This window comes from Akkermansia sp. NBRC 115031, assembly GCF_030268505.1.
In the GTDB taxonomy this organism is placed as follows: domain Bacteria; phylum Verrucomicrobiota; class Verrucomicrobiia; order Verrucomicrobiales; family Akkermansiaceae; genus Akkermansia; species Akkermansia massiliensis.
This window is the reverse complement of the sequence record NZ_BSQU01000002.1, coordinates 215443-230979: the sequence shown is the minus strand read 5'-3', so window position 1 is coordinate 230979 and position 15537 is coordinate 215443. Positions and strand designations below refer to the sequence as shown.

Annotated in this window: 12 protein-coding genes; 8 read left to right on the top strand and 4 right to left on the bottom strand. The window is 57.7% G+C overall.

The annotated features are described in order from the left end of the window. Nucleotides 1–303 precede the first annotated feature (303 nt). Nucleotides 304–1854 (bottom strand): ankyrin repeat domain-containing protein, encoded by a 1551-nt coding sequence (locus tag QSJ36_RS03695; protein WP_285467020.1) that lies wholly within the window; start codon nucleotides 1852–1854, stop codon nucleotides 304–306. 158 nt (nucleotides 1855–2012) lie between these two features. On the opposite strand from QSJ36_RS03695, the gene QSJ36_RS03690 reads away from it, so the two are divergent. The 8 genes from QSJ36_RS03690 to QSJ36_RS03655 all read left to right on the top strand — a co-directional run bounded on the left by QSJ36_RS03690 (nucleotide 2013) and on the right by QSJ36_RS03655 (nucleotide 10849). Then, nucleotides 2013–2912, top strand: coding sequence for a LysR family transcriptional regulator (locus QSJ36_RS03690; protein ID WP_102721556.1), 900 nt, complete (start codon nucleotides 2013–2015; stop codon nucleotides 2910–2912). 121 nt (nucleotides 2913–3033) lie between these two features. After that, complete coding sequence (locus QSJ36_RS03685) at nucleotides 3034–4056, top strand: YeiH family protein (RefSeq protein WP_102727956.1); 1023 nt, start codon at nucleotides 3034–3036, stop codon at nucleotides 4054–4056. A 303-nt stretch (nucleotides 4057–4359) separates the two neighbouring features. Continuing rightward, on the top strand, nucleotides 4360–5433 hold the full coding sequence (locus QSJ36_RS03680; protein ID WP_285467016.1) for an alanine--glyoxylate aminotransferase family protein: 1074 nt from the start codon (nucleotides 4360–4362) through the stop codon (nucleotides 5431–5433). Nucleotides 5434–5515: 82 nt separating this feature from the next. Next, nucleotides 5516–5959 (top strand): hypothetical protein, encoded by a 444-nt coding sequence (locus tag QSJ36_RS03675; RefSeq protein ID WP_146020055.1) that lies wholly within the window; start codon nucleotides 5516–5518, stop codon nucleotides 5957–5959. 24 nt (nucleotides 5960–5983) lie between these two features. Further along, nucleotides 5984–7237, top strand: coding sequence for a DUF1015 family protein (locus tag QSJ36_RS03670; protein WP_285467013.1), 1254 nt, complete (start codon nucleotides 5984–5986; stop codon nucleotides 7235–7237). 19 nt (nucleotides 7238–7256) lie between these two features. Beyond that, nucleotides 7257–8828 (top strand): 3-phosphoglycerate dehydrogenase family protein, encoded by a 1572-nt coding sequence (locus QSJ36_RS03665; protein WP_146019470.1) that lies wholly within the window; start codon nucleotides 7257–7259, stop codon nucleotides 8826–8828. 156 nt (nucleotides 8829–8984) lie between these two features. Next, nucleotides 8985–10034, top strand: a complete 1050-nt coding sequence (locus QSJ36_RS03660) for a hypothetical protein (RefSeq protein ID WP_102736806.1) — start codon at nucleotides 8985–8987, stop codon at nucleotides 10032–10034. Between the two features lie 131 nt (nucleotides 10035–10165). Continuing rightward, a complete protein-coding gene (locus QSJ36_RS03655; RefSeq protein WP_285467007.1) occupies nucleotides 10166–10849 on the top strand; it encodes a 7-carboxy-7-deazaguanine synthase QueE in 684 nt (227 codons plus the stop codon). Between the two features lie 80 nt (nucleotides 10850–10929). Here the strand turns inward: QSJ36_RS03655 and rho are convergent, their stop codons facing one another. The 3 genes from rho to QSJ36_RS03640 form a co-directional block, all read right to left on the bottom strand. Then, nucleotides 10930–12921, bottom strand: a complete 1992-nt coding sequence (rho, locus tag QSJ36_RS03650; protein ID WP_285467006.1) for a transcription termination factor Rho — start codon at nucleotides 12919–12921, stop codon at nucleotides 10930–10932. A gap of 51 nt (nucleotides 12922–12972) precedes the next feature. After that, nucleotides 12973–13728 carry a YebC/PmpR family DNA-binding transcriptional regulator gene (locus QSJ36_RS03645; RefSeq protein ID WP_022396347.1) on the bottom strand — a complete coding sequence of 252 codons (756 nt, stop codon included), beginning with the start codon at nucleotides 13726–13728 and terminating at the stop codon, nucleotides 12973–12975. Between the two features lie 422 nt (nucleotides 13729–14150). Continuing rightward, the gene (locus QSJ36_RS03640; protein WP_285467004.1) at nucleotides 14151–15368 is read right to left on the bottom strand and encodes a hypothetical protein; all 1218 of its coding nucleotides are present in this window, start codon (nucleotides 15366–15368) and stop codon (nucleotides 14151–14153) included. Nucleotides 15369–15537 lie beyond the last annotated feature (169 nt).

Below are 15537 nucleotides of genomic sequence, written 5' to 3'. Positions count from 1 at the left end.
TGCACGGTTCCGGGAACTTCCACTGTGCCGTGAAAACTTTCCAAATTCACTTATTTTCAAACAGAAACGTTTATGAATGACAGAACTTCCGCCCGTTTGTCTTATCTCCGTCTTGAACGCGTTGCTGCACGCCGGAAACCATCGGGACCTCTTCCAGCCCTTGCACCCTCCGGAATATTCCGGACAATCATGCTCCGGGCAGGTAAGGCGGCATTAACAAAAACCATTCCCCTTCCAACAAAAAAACCTGCCGGGAATGACCTCCCGCACCAGCTCTGAAAAACGTTCCCGGCTCCGGCTCAGTCATACGCAGGCGGAGAGGAAGGGGAGGAATGTTCTCTCTCCTTTTTCCGTTCTTCTCCGGTGATGCCTCCGTGACGCCGCAGCAACGCGGCCATCTCCCCCATCCCCGCGCTCCAGCGCCATGTCCAACGCCGTACGGCCCCTGGCATCCACCGCATTGAGCAGCTCCCGGCACGAAACCAGAATATCCGCCAGGGGAACGGATCGGGAGGCAACGGCCTTCATCAGGGGAGTCGTCGTACCGCCCGGAAGCATATCCTCCCCGGACAGGCGAAGCCGGGACATCAGAAAACGAAGCATGCTCTCATCCCCCGTTTCCACGGCCAAAAAAACGGCTGGCCAGGGAGAAACCGAACTGAATAAATCCGTGCGCAGCCTTTCCAGGTTTTCAGACAATTTTCGGTAAGCCGCAGCGGACGATCCTCCGGCTGCTGCCATGCGCTCCGCGATCAGACGCGCTTCCCCAAAGCCGGCAAAATTCCGGGCCGGGCTGGTGAAGCCCTCTGATCTTCTCTCCGGTACCAGCCCCGCGACGGCCAGCAAATCCCGGCACCTCTGGCGGTATAGCCACGACTCATGCGCCGTCATGTAAATGCCTATCCAGGAACTCCAGAAATAAATGCCGGGCTGAATTTCATACTCCACGGAAAAAACCACATAACGCCGCCACGCCCGGTCCGCCTCCCGGAGCCTGTCCTCCCATCCGGTACGCATGAAACTGCAGCCATTCTCCGGCAAGAAAGCCGTCCGGATACCGGACAACCGGGCCTTCCAGTAATTCCGGTAGGAGCCCAGCAGGAACTTGACGAAGGGATATTCAGAAGAACAAACGGCCTGTTCCACCTTTTGCAGCACGGGGTCATTCTCCTGCCAGCCGGGATCCACGGGCGCAACGTCTACCAGCGGGTAGGCATTCGTCGCGCAGGCCGTATCCGCAATAGCCATCATCCGTTCCATCTTCTTGAAGGCCCGGCGCACATGGACTTCCGCCTCCTCCAGCTCTCCCAATGACCCGGCATCGGGTACGCCCTCCCCCTTCATGGCAGAGCGCCGGTTTTGGGCGGCCAGCATCCACGCCCTGTAAAACCTCTCATCCGCTCTTAAAAATGCCTCCCAAGCCACCTGCGCCTGCACCCAGGATTCCATCACTATTTCATCCTGCAATTCCTGAAGAGGCATTTCCTTAAACCACTTTGATTGATGTTCAATCAATTCTGACTTTACAAACCACCGTGAAGCCAACCAGGCGGCTACGGGAGCATAAAGAGCATCCAGCCGGGACTGCCAATAGGCGTCCAGTGCGGCGGCGGCTTCCTTCAGCGCACGGGCATCCTTTGCCGCCCGGGTGGCGTCTATCGCTTGTTCCAGACGGACAGGCTCCGTCTCCTCCGGACCAGGAACCGCACCTTTTCCATAGGCTGGTATATATTCGGCAAACGCCTTCAACGTTCCGGAAGGCAGTAAAAACTCCCTGGAAGGATCGGACGGCACATCCCCGGAAGCCCACCCGGCCACGCAAAATGCCGCCGCGGCCATAATCCGCCATCTCATGCCCATGCTGCTCCTGTTCTCTTCCTTCCGGCTTCCCCGCACGAGCCGCCATCATGTCATCATCCGGATTTCACGGCCTTTTCTTTTCAACGGGCAACCGCATGAAGGAAAGGAGCTTGCCGGGAACGCGGAGGCGTGGTTGAATGCATGCCTTCTCCATGATTACGGATTTCCGGCTGAAAGTGTTTGAGACCGTCGCGCGGCGCCTGAACTTCACGCGCGCGGCGGAGGAGCTGTTCATCACGCAGCCGGCCGTCACCCGGCATATCAAGGAGCTGGAACGCCTGCTGGACGCCCGCCTGTTCAAAAGGGAAGGCCGCGGCATCGCCCTGACGGCGGAAGGCGTGCGCCTGCTGGTCCATTCCCGCCGCATCCTCAAGGAATATGAAACGCTGGCGGAAGACATGTCTTCCGGCCGGAATACGCCCGTTTCCGGTGAATTGAGCCTGGGAGCCAGCTCCACCATGTCCCAGTACGTCCTGCCTCCGCTGCTGGCCCTGTTCAACCGCCATTATCCGGAAATACGCATACGGCTGAAAAGCGGCAATACGGAGGAAATCGAACAGGCCGTGCAGGATGAAGCCGTGCAGCTCGGCATCGTGGAAGGCACCGCAAGGCGCACGGACCTGCATTACCTGCCCTTCATGGAGGATGAAATCATTCTGGCGGGCGGTTCTCATGCCGCCGCCCCGCGGGAAGGCCTCTCCCTCCCGCAGCTCTCCCATGTTCCCCTGATCATGCGGGAACCGGGGTCCGGCACGCGCCGGGTGGTGGAGGAAGTCCTGAAGAAACACGGAATCGCCGCTTCCGGCCTCCACGTCCTGATGACGCTGGGCAATACGGAAAGCATCAAGATGTATCTGGCGCATTCCCCGGCATGCTCTTTTCTCTCCTCCCTCGCCGTGCGGGAAGAGCTCAAACGCGGGGATTTGAAAAAAATCCATCTCCGCCATCTGGAAATCCGCCGTTCCTTTCACTTTGCCAACGGGCACGGAGACTACAGCAGAATCAATGAATTATTCATCAAATTCTGCCGGAATTATTATAACAAAATCTAATCGCCTATAACAATTTCTGATTAGATTTTATGATGATTGTGGAGTATATCTCCCACGCAGCCGTTCCGGCACGTTCCCCCTCCGGACAAGACGGGCGGCCGCAGCCATCATTCTACAGCCCATGTCCCCCAAACATCTCGCCAATCCGCTCCACGGCATCCTGCTCATCGTCCTGTTCTCCTTTTCCGCCTTCTACATTGCGGACTTTGAATGGGTGAAACACCTCTCCTTCAGCCCGCTGATCGTCGGCATCGTGCTGGGGATGCTTTACGCCAACAGCCTGCGCAACCACCTTCCGGAAGCGTGGGTGCCCGGCATCCAGTTCTGCACCAAGCAGGTGCTGAGAACAGGCATCGTCCTGTACGGGTTCAAGCTGACCTTCCAGAGCGTGATCGACATCGGGGGCGCGGCTCTTCTGATCGACCTCATTGTGGTCTCCCTCACCATTCTGCTGGGCGCGGGACTGGGGCGGCTGCTGAAAATGGACCGGGACACGGCCCTTCTGACCTCCATCGGCAGTTCCATCTGCGGGGCGGCGGCCGTCCTGGGCGCGGAACCCGTCGTGAAAAGCAAGCCTTACAAGGCGGCCGTGGCCGTTTCCACCGTCGTCATCTTCGGCACGCTATCCATGTTCCTGTATCCGGCCCTGTACCGGGCCGGAATGCTGAACCTGACGACGGAACAGATGGGCCTCTTTACCGGAGCCACCCTTCATGAAGTGGCCCACGTGGTGGGCGCCGGCAACGCCATGGGGCAGGCCATCTCCGACCCGGCCATCATCGTCAAGATGATCCGCGTGATGATGCTGGCCCCGGTGCTGGTCATCCTGAGCATCATCCTGGCGCGGCGGGACTCCGCCGCCGGAGGAAACAGCGAAAAACGTAAAATCACCATCCCCTGGTTCGCGTTCCTGTTCCTCGCCGTCATCGGCTTCAATTCCCTGCACCTGCTGCCTGCCGAACTGGTGGACGCCATCAACACCCTGGACACGTTCCTGCTGACCATGGCGATGACGGCTCTGGGCGCAGAATCCAGCTTTGAGAAGTTCAAGAAAGCCGGAGCGCGCCCCTTCCTGCTTGCGGGCCTCCTGTACGTCTGGCTCTTCTTCGGCGGCTACTGGCTGGTCAAGCTCATCAGCTTCTAAACTTTAAAGACCTTTCGCCTGCGGGGGGGAGCATGCATCCGCGTCTCCTCCCCGTACGGAAGCAAAAAGGCCGTTTCATCCGCAACGGAACGGTTTCCAACAGAGAAACGGCTACTCAACATGAGTTCCTTGAGATAAAAAGCAGCCCCTGATTCCGGATTTATCATTCGTTTCCCGGCGGATCCGGGCAGTAAACCGCTCCTATTCCCGCTGCTGCGGCAGGTTTTCCCAGCCTGCCCCAACAAAAATTCATAGCCAAACCGTTTGGAGACGCTATAGTACACGTACCCAGTTTTTAAACAAATGGCAACCAAATTATTCATTCCCGGACCCACTGAAGTAGCACCTGAAGTACTTGCCGCCATGAGCGGCCCGATGATGGGGCACCGATCCAAGGCGGCTTCCGCCCTGCAGCGCCGCATTTCCAACAATCTGCGCCGCATTCTGCTGACGGAACAGGAAATACTGCTCTCCACTTCCTCCGGTACGGGCCTGATGGAAGGCGCCGTGCGTTCCTGCACCGCCAAGCGAGCCGCCATTTTTTCCGTGGGCGCCTTCGGCGACAAATGGTACAAGATTGCCACGGGCAACGGCGTTCCCTCCGACATTTTCAAGAGCGAACTCGGCCAGCCCACCACCCCGGAAATGGTGGACGCCGCCCTCTCCACCGGCAAGTACGACACTATCTGCATCACCCATAATGAAACGTCCACCGGCGTCCAGAACCCGGTGGAGGAAATTGCGGAAGTACTCAAAAAATACCCGGACGTCATATGGTGCATGGACGCGGTAAGTTCCGCCGCCGGCTCCCGGATTGAAACGGACAAGCTGGGCGTGGACGTGCTGGTGACCTCCACCCAGAAGGCGCTGGCGCTCCCCCCCGGCATGGCTGTCTGCACGCTGTCCCAAAAGGCTTATGAACGCACCGCCTCCGTCCCCAACCGCGGTTGCTACTTTGACCTGCGCTCCATTTACGACACTATCCAGAAAAAGGACTACCAGTACACGAACACCCCCTGCGTCTCCATCATGTACGCCATGGACCTCCAGCTCCAGCGCATCATGCAGGAAGGCGTGGAAAACCGCTTTGCGCGCCATGAAGCCATGGCGGAATTCGTGCGCTCCTGGGCGGATGAATATTTCAGCGTCTTCGCCAACCGGGACCATCTTTCCCGCACCCTGACGGTCATCAGCAACACGAGGGACATTGACATCGCCGCCCTGAACAACGTGCTGATCGAACGCGGCATGCAGCTCGGCAACGGTTACGGGGATTTGAAGAACAAGACCTTCCGCATCGCCCACATGGGTGAGCTGACGATGGACGACATGCGCTCCATCACGTCCAACATCGTGGACATCCTGAAACTCAAGTAAGCGTTTTCCCTTCCCTCTTTTCCGGCCCCGCCCGGGAAAGAGGGAAGAACGCCTCCTCCGGAGAATGAACGGAACAGCCGCCATGAACAAGGTTCTTCACACGGCGCTCCAGGCTCTGTTCATCATCGCCTCCGCCTGCGTCCTGACGGCCCTCATCATCGCCGGAGCCTTGAATGAAGCCATGCGCCCCTGGTCCGGAGCCTTCTTTCTAATGCTTGTTCCGTACTACCTGATCCTGGTGAAAAAACGCCTGGACCGGGAACAGGCGGGGGAAATGGCGCGCTCCTGCACATGGAGCATGGCCGCCGCGGCAAGCCTGTTCCTGCTGCTCATCGGGATGCTCCTGCTGTTGAACAGCATTCCGGGAGGCGGAGAGTTTGTCCGGCTTCTTCTGTTCAAGCCCCTGGATTTTCTCAAAGCGGCAGGAGCGCCCATGCGGTACCTGCTGCTGTTCATTGCGGCATGTATTTTGGCGGGGCTTGTCTCCGGCATCCGTGCGCTATATCATTGCTCCCTCCGTCATTAACCTTCTGTACTCTCTCATTTTTCCATGTCCACACTCCATCCCTTCCCCGCCCTCCGTCCGCCCCGGGAACTGGCCGCGCGGGTTTCCTCCCTCCCCTATGACGTCATGAACCACCGGGAGGCCAGGGAAATGGCCGCCGGAAACGACGCCTCCTTCCTCCACGTCTGCCGCTCCGACATCGACACGAGCGAAACCGCCATCCACGCCCCGGAAACCTATGCCAAGGCGCGGGAAAACCTGGAAGCATTCGTCCGCAAGGGCTACCTCGTCCGGGATGAAAAACCTTCCTTCTACATTTACCGCCAGATCATGTGGGGCCGCGTGCAGACGGGCATCGTCGGCTGCGCCTCCGTGGATGAATACGCCAGCGGCGTCATCAAAAAGCATGAACTGACCCGCAGGGAAAAGGAGCTGGACCGCATTGAGCACTTTGACGCCTGTTCCGCCCAGACGGAACCGGTATTCCTGGCCTACCGCAAGCACGAGGACCTTTCCGGCATCATCCGGGAATGGATCAAATTCCACAAACCGGAGTACGATTTCACCACGGAAGACGGCGTCACCCACATCCTGTGGCCCGTCTCCGATCCCGGCACGGTGGAAGCCATCCGCAAAGGCTTTGAAGAAGTGGATGCTCTTTACATAGCGGACGGCCATCACCGTACGGCGTCCAGCGCCGCCGTTTCCGCCAGGCGGCGCAAGGAGCACCCGGACTACACGGGACAGGAGGAATTCAATTACCTGATGGCCGTCGTCTTCTGTGATGAAGACCTCTTCATCATGGACTACAACCGCGTCGTGCGCGACCTGAACGGCCTGGCCAGGGAAGAATTCCTGGAAAAGCTCCGCGCCTCCTTTGACGTGGCGCCTGCGGACGCCATTCCCGGAGAAGGCTACGCCCCCCGCGCCAAGCACGAATTCGGCATGTATCTGGACGGCCGGTGGTATTCCCTCACCGCCAAACCGGGAACCTTCCCGGCGGACCATCCCATCGAAAGCCTGGACTGCGCCATTCTTCAGGCGAATGTGCTGGCCCCCATCCTGGGCATTGACGATCCGCGCACGAGCGACCGCATCGACTTCGTAGGCGGCATCCGCGGCCTGGGAGAACTGGAACGCCGCTGCTCCGGAGAAATGGCGCTGGCCTTCTCCCTGTACCCCGTCACCATGGACGACCTCTTCCGCGTGGCGGACGCTGGGGAAATCATGCCCCCCAAGTCCACGTGGTTTGAGCCCAAGCTGCGCAGCGGACTTTTTGTCCATACCATTGAACAATGACATTTTCCACCATACCAACATGAACAAGGTTCTTATTCCCACCAAACTCTCCGACGTAGCGGCCAATACGCTTAAAACGGCCGGCTATGAAGTCGTCCAGGATGCCGACACGCCTCTGGAAGAACAGGCCGCCGCCCATCCGGACACCGTGGCCCTGATCGTCCGCAGTGAAAAAGTCACTCCGGAAATCATGGACGCCCTACCCTCCCTGAAGCTGGTCATCCGCGCCGGAGCCGGCTACGACAACATTGACATCGTGTACGCCCGCAAGAAGAATGTGGACGTCATGAACACCCCCGGCGCCAACTCCAACGCCGTGGCGGAGGAAGTCATGGCCATGATTCTGGCGTATTACCGCCACATCGTCCAGGCGGACGCCACCACCCGGGAAGGCCTGTGGGAAAAGAAAAAATACATGGGCAGCGAGCTGACCAAAAAAACCGTCGGCATTATCGGCCTGGGCAACATCGGCCGCAACCTCGTCAAGCGCCTCCAGGGATTTGAACCCACCCTGCTGGGCTACGACCACTTTCTGGCCCGCCAGCGCGCCCTGAACATCGGCGTCACCCCCACCAGCATTGAAGACATCTTCTCCCAGTGCGACATCATCACCCTGCACGTTCCGGGCGGTCCCTCCACCCACCACATGGTGAACGCGGAACTTATCGACAGCATGAAGGACGGCGCGGTGCTCATCAATTGCTCCCGCTACGGCGTGGTGGATGAAGAAGCGCTGGCCGCCGCCAAGGCCGCGGGCAAAAACATCGGCTACCTGACGGACGTCCACCCCAAGGACGCGCCCGGAGAAAAACCTTCCGCCGCCGTGGCGGACCTCATCCTTCCCCACCTGGGCGCCAACACCCGGGAGGCCAACACGAAGGCGGCCAAGCGCGCCGCGGAACAGATGGTGGCCTATTTCTCTGACGGAGACACCTCCTGCGTGGTGAACGGGGAATCCCCCAACGGTCTCAATCCGGCCCATCTCCAACTGGCTTTCCTGCTCGCTGCCCTGGCCCGCAAAGCCGGAGGCAACAAGCCTATCCGCCGGGTGGAATGCACCTTCTACGGCAACTTGCGCGTCTTCCGCAAATGGTTCACTGCCCCCATTCTGGAAGGGCTGCTGCCGCACGCGGAAAAGGGCCTCATGCCCGCCGCCGCGGAAGAATCCCTGCGGGAGCACGGCATCGTCTTCAAGGCGCGGGAGCCCAAGGACGACAAGCCCTATGAAGATTCCATCACGCTGGACGTGGTGATGGAAGATGAGGGGGAATATTTCAACACCAGCGTGCGCGGCGTGGTGACGGAAGGCATTCCCATGGTCTCCCGCCTGAACAACTTCAACGGGCTGTATGCGGACCTGCGCGGCACAACGCTGTTCCTGCATTACAAGGACCGTCCCGGCATCATCGCCACCATCGGTTCCGCCCTGTACTCCAACGGCATCAACATTGACAACATCGCCGCTCCGGCCGATCACGCCACGCGGGAAGCCCTGGCCGTCCTCAAGACCAACAAACCCGTTTCCGATGAACTGCTGAACAAGATTGCGGAAGAGATAGACGCCATCTCCGCCTTCTCCCTGAATCTTTAACAGGAATTAGACTCATCTCCGGACTCTTCCGGAACCCGCCTTCCAGGCAGCCCGCTTCCTCTCCATTCCCGGAGGGAGGCGGGTTGCCTTTATTTCTGCCATGTTGACAAGGCACACTCCTTTTTGTACTTTTACCCGAATCGTTGGAACACTCTCATGCGCTATGTACTGCTTCTCCTGACCATTTTAACCGCCGGATTCTCCGTCTGGTACTATCAACACCATATCTCCCCGGAAGGAAAGGAACTGGCCGCCCGGAAAACAGCCATGGAACAGGAGGCCGTAGTATTGGAGAAAACCGTCAGCCAGACCCGGAAGAAACTGGATGAAGCCCAGGACGCCACCCGGACGGCGGAAGAGGCCATGGAAAAATTCCGGGAAACCTATCTTGAGCAGAAAAGACAGCAGCAGCAGGAAGCCCAGGTTGCCGCCTACCAAAAAAGCATGGCGGACCAGCAGGAGGAAGTGAAGGAACACGACCAGAGGATTGACCAGTTGCGCCGCCGCATGAGCAGGCAGAGGGAAAACTCCAAGTCCGCCAGGGAAGAACTGCTTCAAAAGAGGGAGGGAATGAAAACCCTGCTTGCGAAGTTGGCCGACAAGCAGAGAAGTATTCAGGCGGAACTGGGGCAGGCCGAACGGGAACTGGCCAAGAACCGGGAGGATGCCAAAGCCAAAAAGAAATTTTCAGGAGCCGCTCCCCAGAAGGAGAACATCTCGGAACTTCAATCGCAAATAGCCTTCATTCGCCTGAAAACCTCCGCCACAAAGAAAAAAATGCAGGCTCTGGACGCCGCCCTGGAAGCCCTGGAAGAAAAAACCGGCAAGCAGCAGCTACTGATGCAGAAAGCGGAGGAAAAACTCACCGAACAGAAAAACAAGGCCTTAACCGACGATGACCGGGAAGAAACCGCCGCCCCGGACCCGGGAGATGACGATTTGCTGGCTACAGCCGGATACAGGGAGCAGTCCAAAGCCGTCCGGAACGCTCTGGAACAAGCCCGGAAAGAAGAGGAACAGGCGTCCCGGACCTATGACGAGGCCCGAGCTGAAATGCGCAAGTCTTCCAGAGAAGAAGTGAAAAAGCTGGAGAAGGAGGAAAAGGACCATGCCTCCTTCCAGAAGCTGTTCACGGGCGCTGCCTCCGTTGTGGGATTCATCCTCCTCCTGTTCACGGTGGGGGCCTTCCGCCGCAGCAACGGCTGAGCGTGTTCCTGAAAACTTGAGGGCACGGAATGAAGAAAAGCTCCTGCGTCCCGTTTGCCGCTCTTCCGGCGCCCTCCGCAGGGAGGCGTTGACGGGCGGCAGGGATATGGTAGTCTCAGGCCTGCCTGATCATGCTCACACTGGCCCAGCTTCACGGACAACCGGAAATTTTCCATTCCATCCAGGGGGAAGGCGTCTCCCAGGGGACTCCCTGCGTCTTTCTGCGCCTGGCAGGCTGCAACCTGGCCTGTTCCTGGTGTGACACGGCGTACTCCTGGAACGGGACAGTTCCCGGAGTGCGGCTCACGCCTGAAAAGGCGGCGGAACTGGCGCTCCGTTATCCATGCCGCCGCCTGGTACTGACCGGGGGAGAACCGCTCATTCAGCAAAAAGCCCTTCCCGCCCTGCTGCGCCTGCTGCCGGACCATGCCGTGGAGCTGGAAACCAACGGCACCATTATGCCGGATGCGGAACTGCTGGAACGCATCACGCAATTCAACGTGTCTCCCAAACTCCCCCACTCCGGCAATGAAACCGCCAGAACATGGAAACCGGACATCCTGCGCCGTCTGGCTTCCACGGAAAAAGCGTGGTTCAAATTCGTAGTGGCGTGCGAGGAAGATGTAAAAACCGCCCTGCGGCAGGCTTCCGGGGCAGACATTCCCGCAGAACGCATCCTGCTCATGCCACTGGCCTCCACACGGGCAGAGCTGGACGCCATGCGCGCGCAGACGGTGGAATGGTGCCTCCGTTATGGCCTCCGCTTTTCAGACCGTCTGCACATCGCCATTTGGGACAGCAAAAAGGGCGTTTGAAAACGCCCTTGTATAGTCAAAGGAAAATATTCCCTGGCAGGCATCCTGCGTGGAGCTCTTCGCCCCATCATTCCGGCAGCTTATGCCTTCTGCTTCAGGTCCAGCAGCATCTGGGCGTTGCTTGGGTACTTGTTCAGGAAAAACAGGAAGCGTTCCATGGCCTCTACAGGCTTGTGCCCCGCCAGCGCGCGGCGGATCAGGTTCATTTTGTACAGCCACGTTTCCGGCATGATGAGTTCTTCCCGGCGCGTTCCCGATTTCAGGATATCCACGGCCGGGAAGATATACTGCTCCGCAATGCGGCGGTTCAGGACAAGCTCCATGTTGCCCGTACCCTTGAACTCCTGGAAAATCAGGTCATCCATACGGCTGTTGGTTTCCACGAGTGCAGTGGCGATGATGGTCAGGGAACCGGCCTGGCGCGTATTGCGGGCGGCGGCAAAAAGACGGCGGGGCATTTCCAGCGCACGGGCATCAATGCCGCCGGACATGGTGCGGCCGCTCCCCTTGTCCGCGTTATTATAGGCACGGGCAAGGCGCGTGATGGAATCCATCAGCAGGAAGACATGCTGGCCGGCTTCCACAAGCCGCTTGGCGCGCTCAATGCAAAGCTCCGCCATGCGGCAGTGGTCACGCACCCTGCCGTCATTGGAAGAAGCGTATACCTCGGCTCCGGGAAGGGAACGCTTGAACTCCGTCACTTCTTCCGGGCGTTCGTCCACCAGCAGCACCATCAGGTGGATGGAATCCTTGTAATTCTCCAGAATGGCTTCCGCCATGTGCTGCAGCAGCGTCGTCTTCCCCGCGCGGGGCGGAGAAACGATCAGGCCGCGCTGGCCGCGCCCGATCGGCGCAATCAGGTCCAGCGTGCGCGTGGTATAGCGCTCCGGACGGGTTTCAAAGGAAATGCGCTTATTCGGATTGACCGCCTTGAGCTCTTCAAAATGCGGGCTCTTGCGGGCCTTCTCCGGCGCATCTCCGTTGACGGCGGATATCTCCGTCAGAAGAATGCCGCGGTCATGGCGGCAGGCTTGTCCATGCACCCAAACGGCGGGGCGCAGGCCGAACTTGCGGATCATGTCCTGCGGAACGTACACGGCTTCCGCAAAAGCGTCAAAATCATTATCCGGCTTCCTTAAAAAGCCGAATCCCTTATTCGTGATTTCCAGCAGGCCGTCCACCGGTTCCGGGGGCGCCAGCTCACGGGGAGCATTATTCTGGGGAGCATTCCCCTCCTGGTGATTATTGTTCCAGCGGTTTTTAACCCGGTCATTGCCGTTCCTGCCATTGCGGCCGTCCTGCCGGTTATTCCGGTTCTTATTGAAACGGTCGTTGTTATTGCGGCGGTTCTGTCTCTCAAAACGCTGCCTTTGCGGTTCATTCGTCCGATGGGATTCCCGCGCGGCATCTCCGGAGAAATCCGTCGCGCCTTCCTGTACCACCTTGATGGACGGAGCGGCAGAATCCGCATCCGGCCCCGTCTCCTGTACCCGCGGTTTTCTCACAAACCTCTGGCGGATCACCTTCGGCCTGCCTCCTTCGGACTGTTCCGGAGCAGAATCCGCAGGACTGGCGGCCGGTTCGGCAGGCGCCATGGAAACGGCAGCGTCCGTTTTGGCGCCCTCTGCGGCATCGTCTTCAGGCGCAATGGTCTTGGCGGAACGCCTGCGCACCGGCTTGACGGGAGCTTCCGTTACGAGAACATCAGGGGAACCGGCAGTTTCCGGAACTTCCTCCACGGGCTTCTTGCGGGGACGTCCGCGCCGGGGCTTGGCAGGAGCTTCCTCCGTCCCTTCCGCCGCCGGAATTTCAGCGCTGCTTTTGCGGGCGCTCTTCTTCTGCGGCGCATCCGTGCTCTCCATCCCTTCACCCGCCAATTCCGGAACCTTCTTCCTTGCCGTCCGCTTGCGGGGGGCCGGGGAAGAACCCTGTTCCGTCCCGGAAACTTCCGCAGCGGCGTGGGACTCTGCCGGAGCTTCCGCCGCAGACTTGGCTCTGCGGACAATACGTTTTTTGGGCGATGGCTCCGGAGAAACCTGTTCCGGAGTCAAATCTGGGGGGGTATCAGACATGGAAAAGAAAATTGGACTGCAACAACAGGCGTCTCCTGAAAGACAACGGCGTTAGTCAAGCTGTTCGAGGATTTCTTCCGCCACGTCGAAATTGGAGAAGACGTTCAGCGCGTCATCGTAATCGTCCAACGCTTCATACAAGCGCAGGGCGGCCTTCGCCGTCTCCAGATCGTTAATCACGGAAACGTTCTGCGCCACGGAAATCAGCTTCATGGAAATCACCGTATGCCCGGCCTCGCGCAGGGCGGCGCACACATTGTTCAATTCCGTCGGGTCCGTAACAAACACCCATTCATTGTCGGAATCACCCTGCTCCACATCGTCCGCGCCGCATTCCAGCGCCAGGTCCATCGCGGAATCCTCCGTAAGGCCTTCCGCCATGATGCGGGCTTCTCCCTTGCGTTCAAACTGGTAGGCCACGGAACCGGGAGTGCCGATGCTGCCCCCGTTCTTGGTAAACAGAGTGCGCAGCTCGGAAGCGGAACGGTTCGTGTTGTCCGTCGCCACTTCAATCAGGAAAGCCGTACCCGCCGGGCCGTAGCCTTCATAAGTAATCTCCTGGATGGTGGCGCCGCCCAGTTCCCCGGTGCCTTTCTTGATGGCGCGTTCAATATTCTCCTTGGGGGTGGACACGGCCTTGGCCCCGTCAATGGCGGCCCTCAGGCGAGGGTTCAGATCAGGATCTCCGCCGCCGCTCTTGGCGGCCAGCATGATTTCATGGGCAAAGCGGGCAAACACCTTGCCCTTCTTGGCATCTTCCTTAGCCTTAACGTACTTGATCTTAGACCATTTATTATGTCCTGACATAGAATTGGGAATAATAGTAAGTGTATGTGAAAAGAGACAAACTAACAAGTGGAACTGTTCTTCAACCCGGGCGAACACATTGTCTTTCGCAAATACCACGCAGGAAGGGAATCAGGGTGCGGCCATCCGTAAATAGGTTACAGGGACCGGATACTCTGCCGGGGAACACGCCGCACACCCTTAAGGGGCTCCGGCTACCGCTTGGCAGTCACTCTCAACACACGCAAAATAACGTATTCCCCAGCATTGGCAATACTTTTTTAGGTCACGGAAGCATGGAAGCAAACCCCAGGGAACCGGATAAACAATTCCTCCCACAGTCTGGAGTAATCATTCTACGGAAAGACTGCCCGTCTTATTTAATTTGATGAAAGCGCGAGCATCTCCAGGAAAAGATGGACGGCCGCTTTATCCTCTCTCCGCTAGTCCGCCTCACGCTCTATTATTTCCCCTTCATCCCGGTTGTCGGGCTCATAGCAGGTAACATCTTCGTTTAACATGGAATAATAACTATATGGCTCTTCCTTTTCCAAAGGCCCTTCCCTTGCTTTTTGAAAATGCTTCAATTCCCTGCCATGCTCATCAAAATAGCTGATTTGCTGGAATCCATGTTCCGGATAGGAAAAACGGATAATAGCACACTTCATTAAATGATCGGAACTTAACTCTCCGTTTTCGTCGTAATAGCGGATTTCCTTCACGGCGCGGCCTCCTCCCAAATCACTCCCAGGTTCATAATGGTCTGCACAACGCCGGGCCCACCCCTGGAGGCCACGAGTCAACCGGCCAAACTTGTCCGTATATTCCGCTTCAGCTACATCATAAGGGTCCAGATAATACTTTGCTTGAAGCAAATCTTCAGGAAGAAGTAACCGCAATTGATCGATATCGTTCCAATCACCAAATCTTTCTTTTAAATAAAAGGTTTTTCTTGTGGAAGCCGTCAATTCCGCTTCCCATCCTTGATGAACTTCCAGGCAGGCAACGCCCGCCTCCACGGCAGGCGTTGCCTTGTACTGATGGTAACGGATCATTCGTCCCTTCGGAAAAATGGCCGGACGTTCCACATCCACAGGCTCCTGGCTTACGACACTTCTTGAATCATCTCCTTTTCCAAAAAAGGATTCCCTGAAAATGAAAGGACCATTGAGAATCCCTGCCCCTTCCTGGCAAATAACCTCTCCCCGGTGGTAACCATTTGCACAAAGGGCATCTTCTCCCCGTACACCATAAAAAGTGACGCACCTGCGTCCCCTATTCTCTTCCACCACACGCATGTGATAGCCCTGATCGTCAAGGTCACAGATTTTCCCATCCGCGGTGAAATAGGTGTAAATGCACAACGCATATTCCTGAATGTCCGTCCATTCCCGGTCGTTCGTTTCATCATAATCCTTTTTGGGGTAGAATCCGGACAGGAAATTCAAAGCCTCTCCCTGCTTCCGGTTTGTTCCGCGGCGCGCGTCGATCCATTCTTCACAATTAAGAATCAGTTTCCATTGCAGATATTGATGATCATTGAATTCGATCAACTTTTGTTCAATCCATCTTCCATTGACGGGAGGATACTTCCGGTCGGAATAGCCAGGGTTGAGGGGCTCCCATAAATCCATCACAGGATGCCCAACCGGGTCAATCATTCGCCTCGCCCCTTCCGAAAAAGTTATCCCGCCTGAAACTGCTATTAAAAAAATGTATAAAGAACACCTCATAACATGATCCATATCATTACCCTGAATGATGTATCCTAATATGATGTGAAGGATATATCAATTATTTCAATAAACCGAACCCTCTTTATTTGATCTT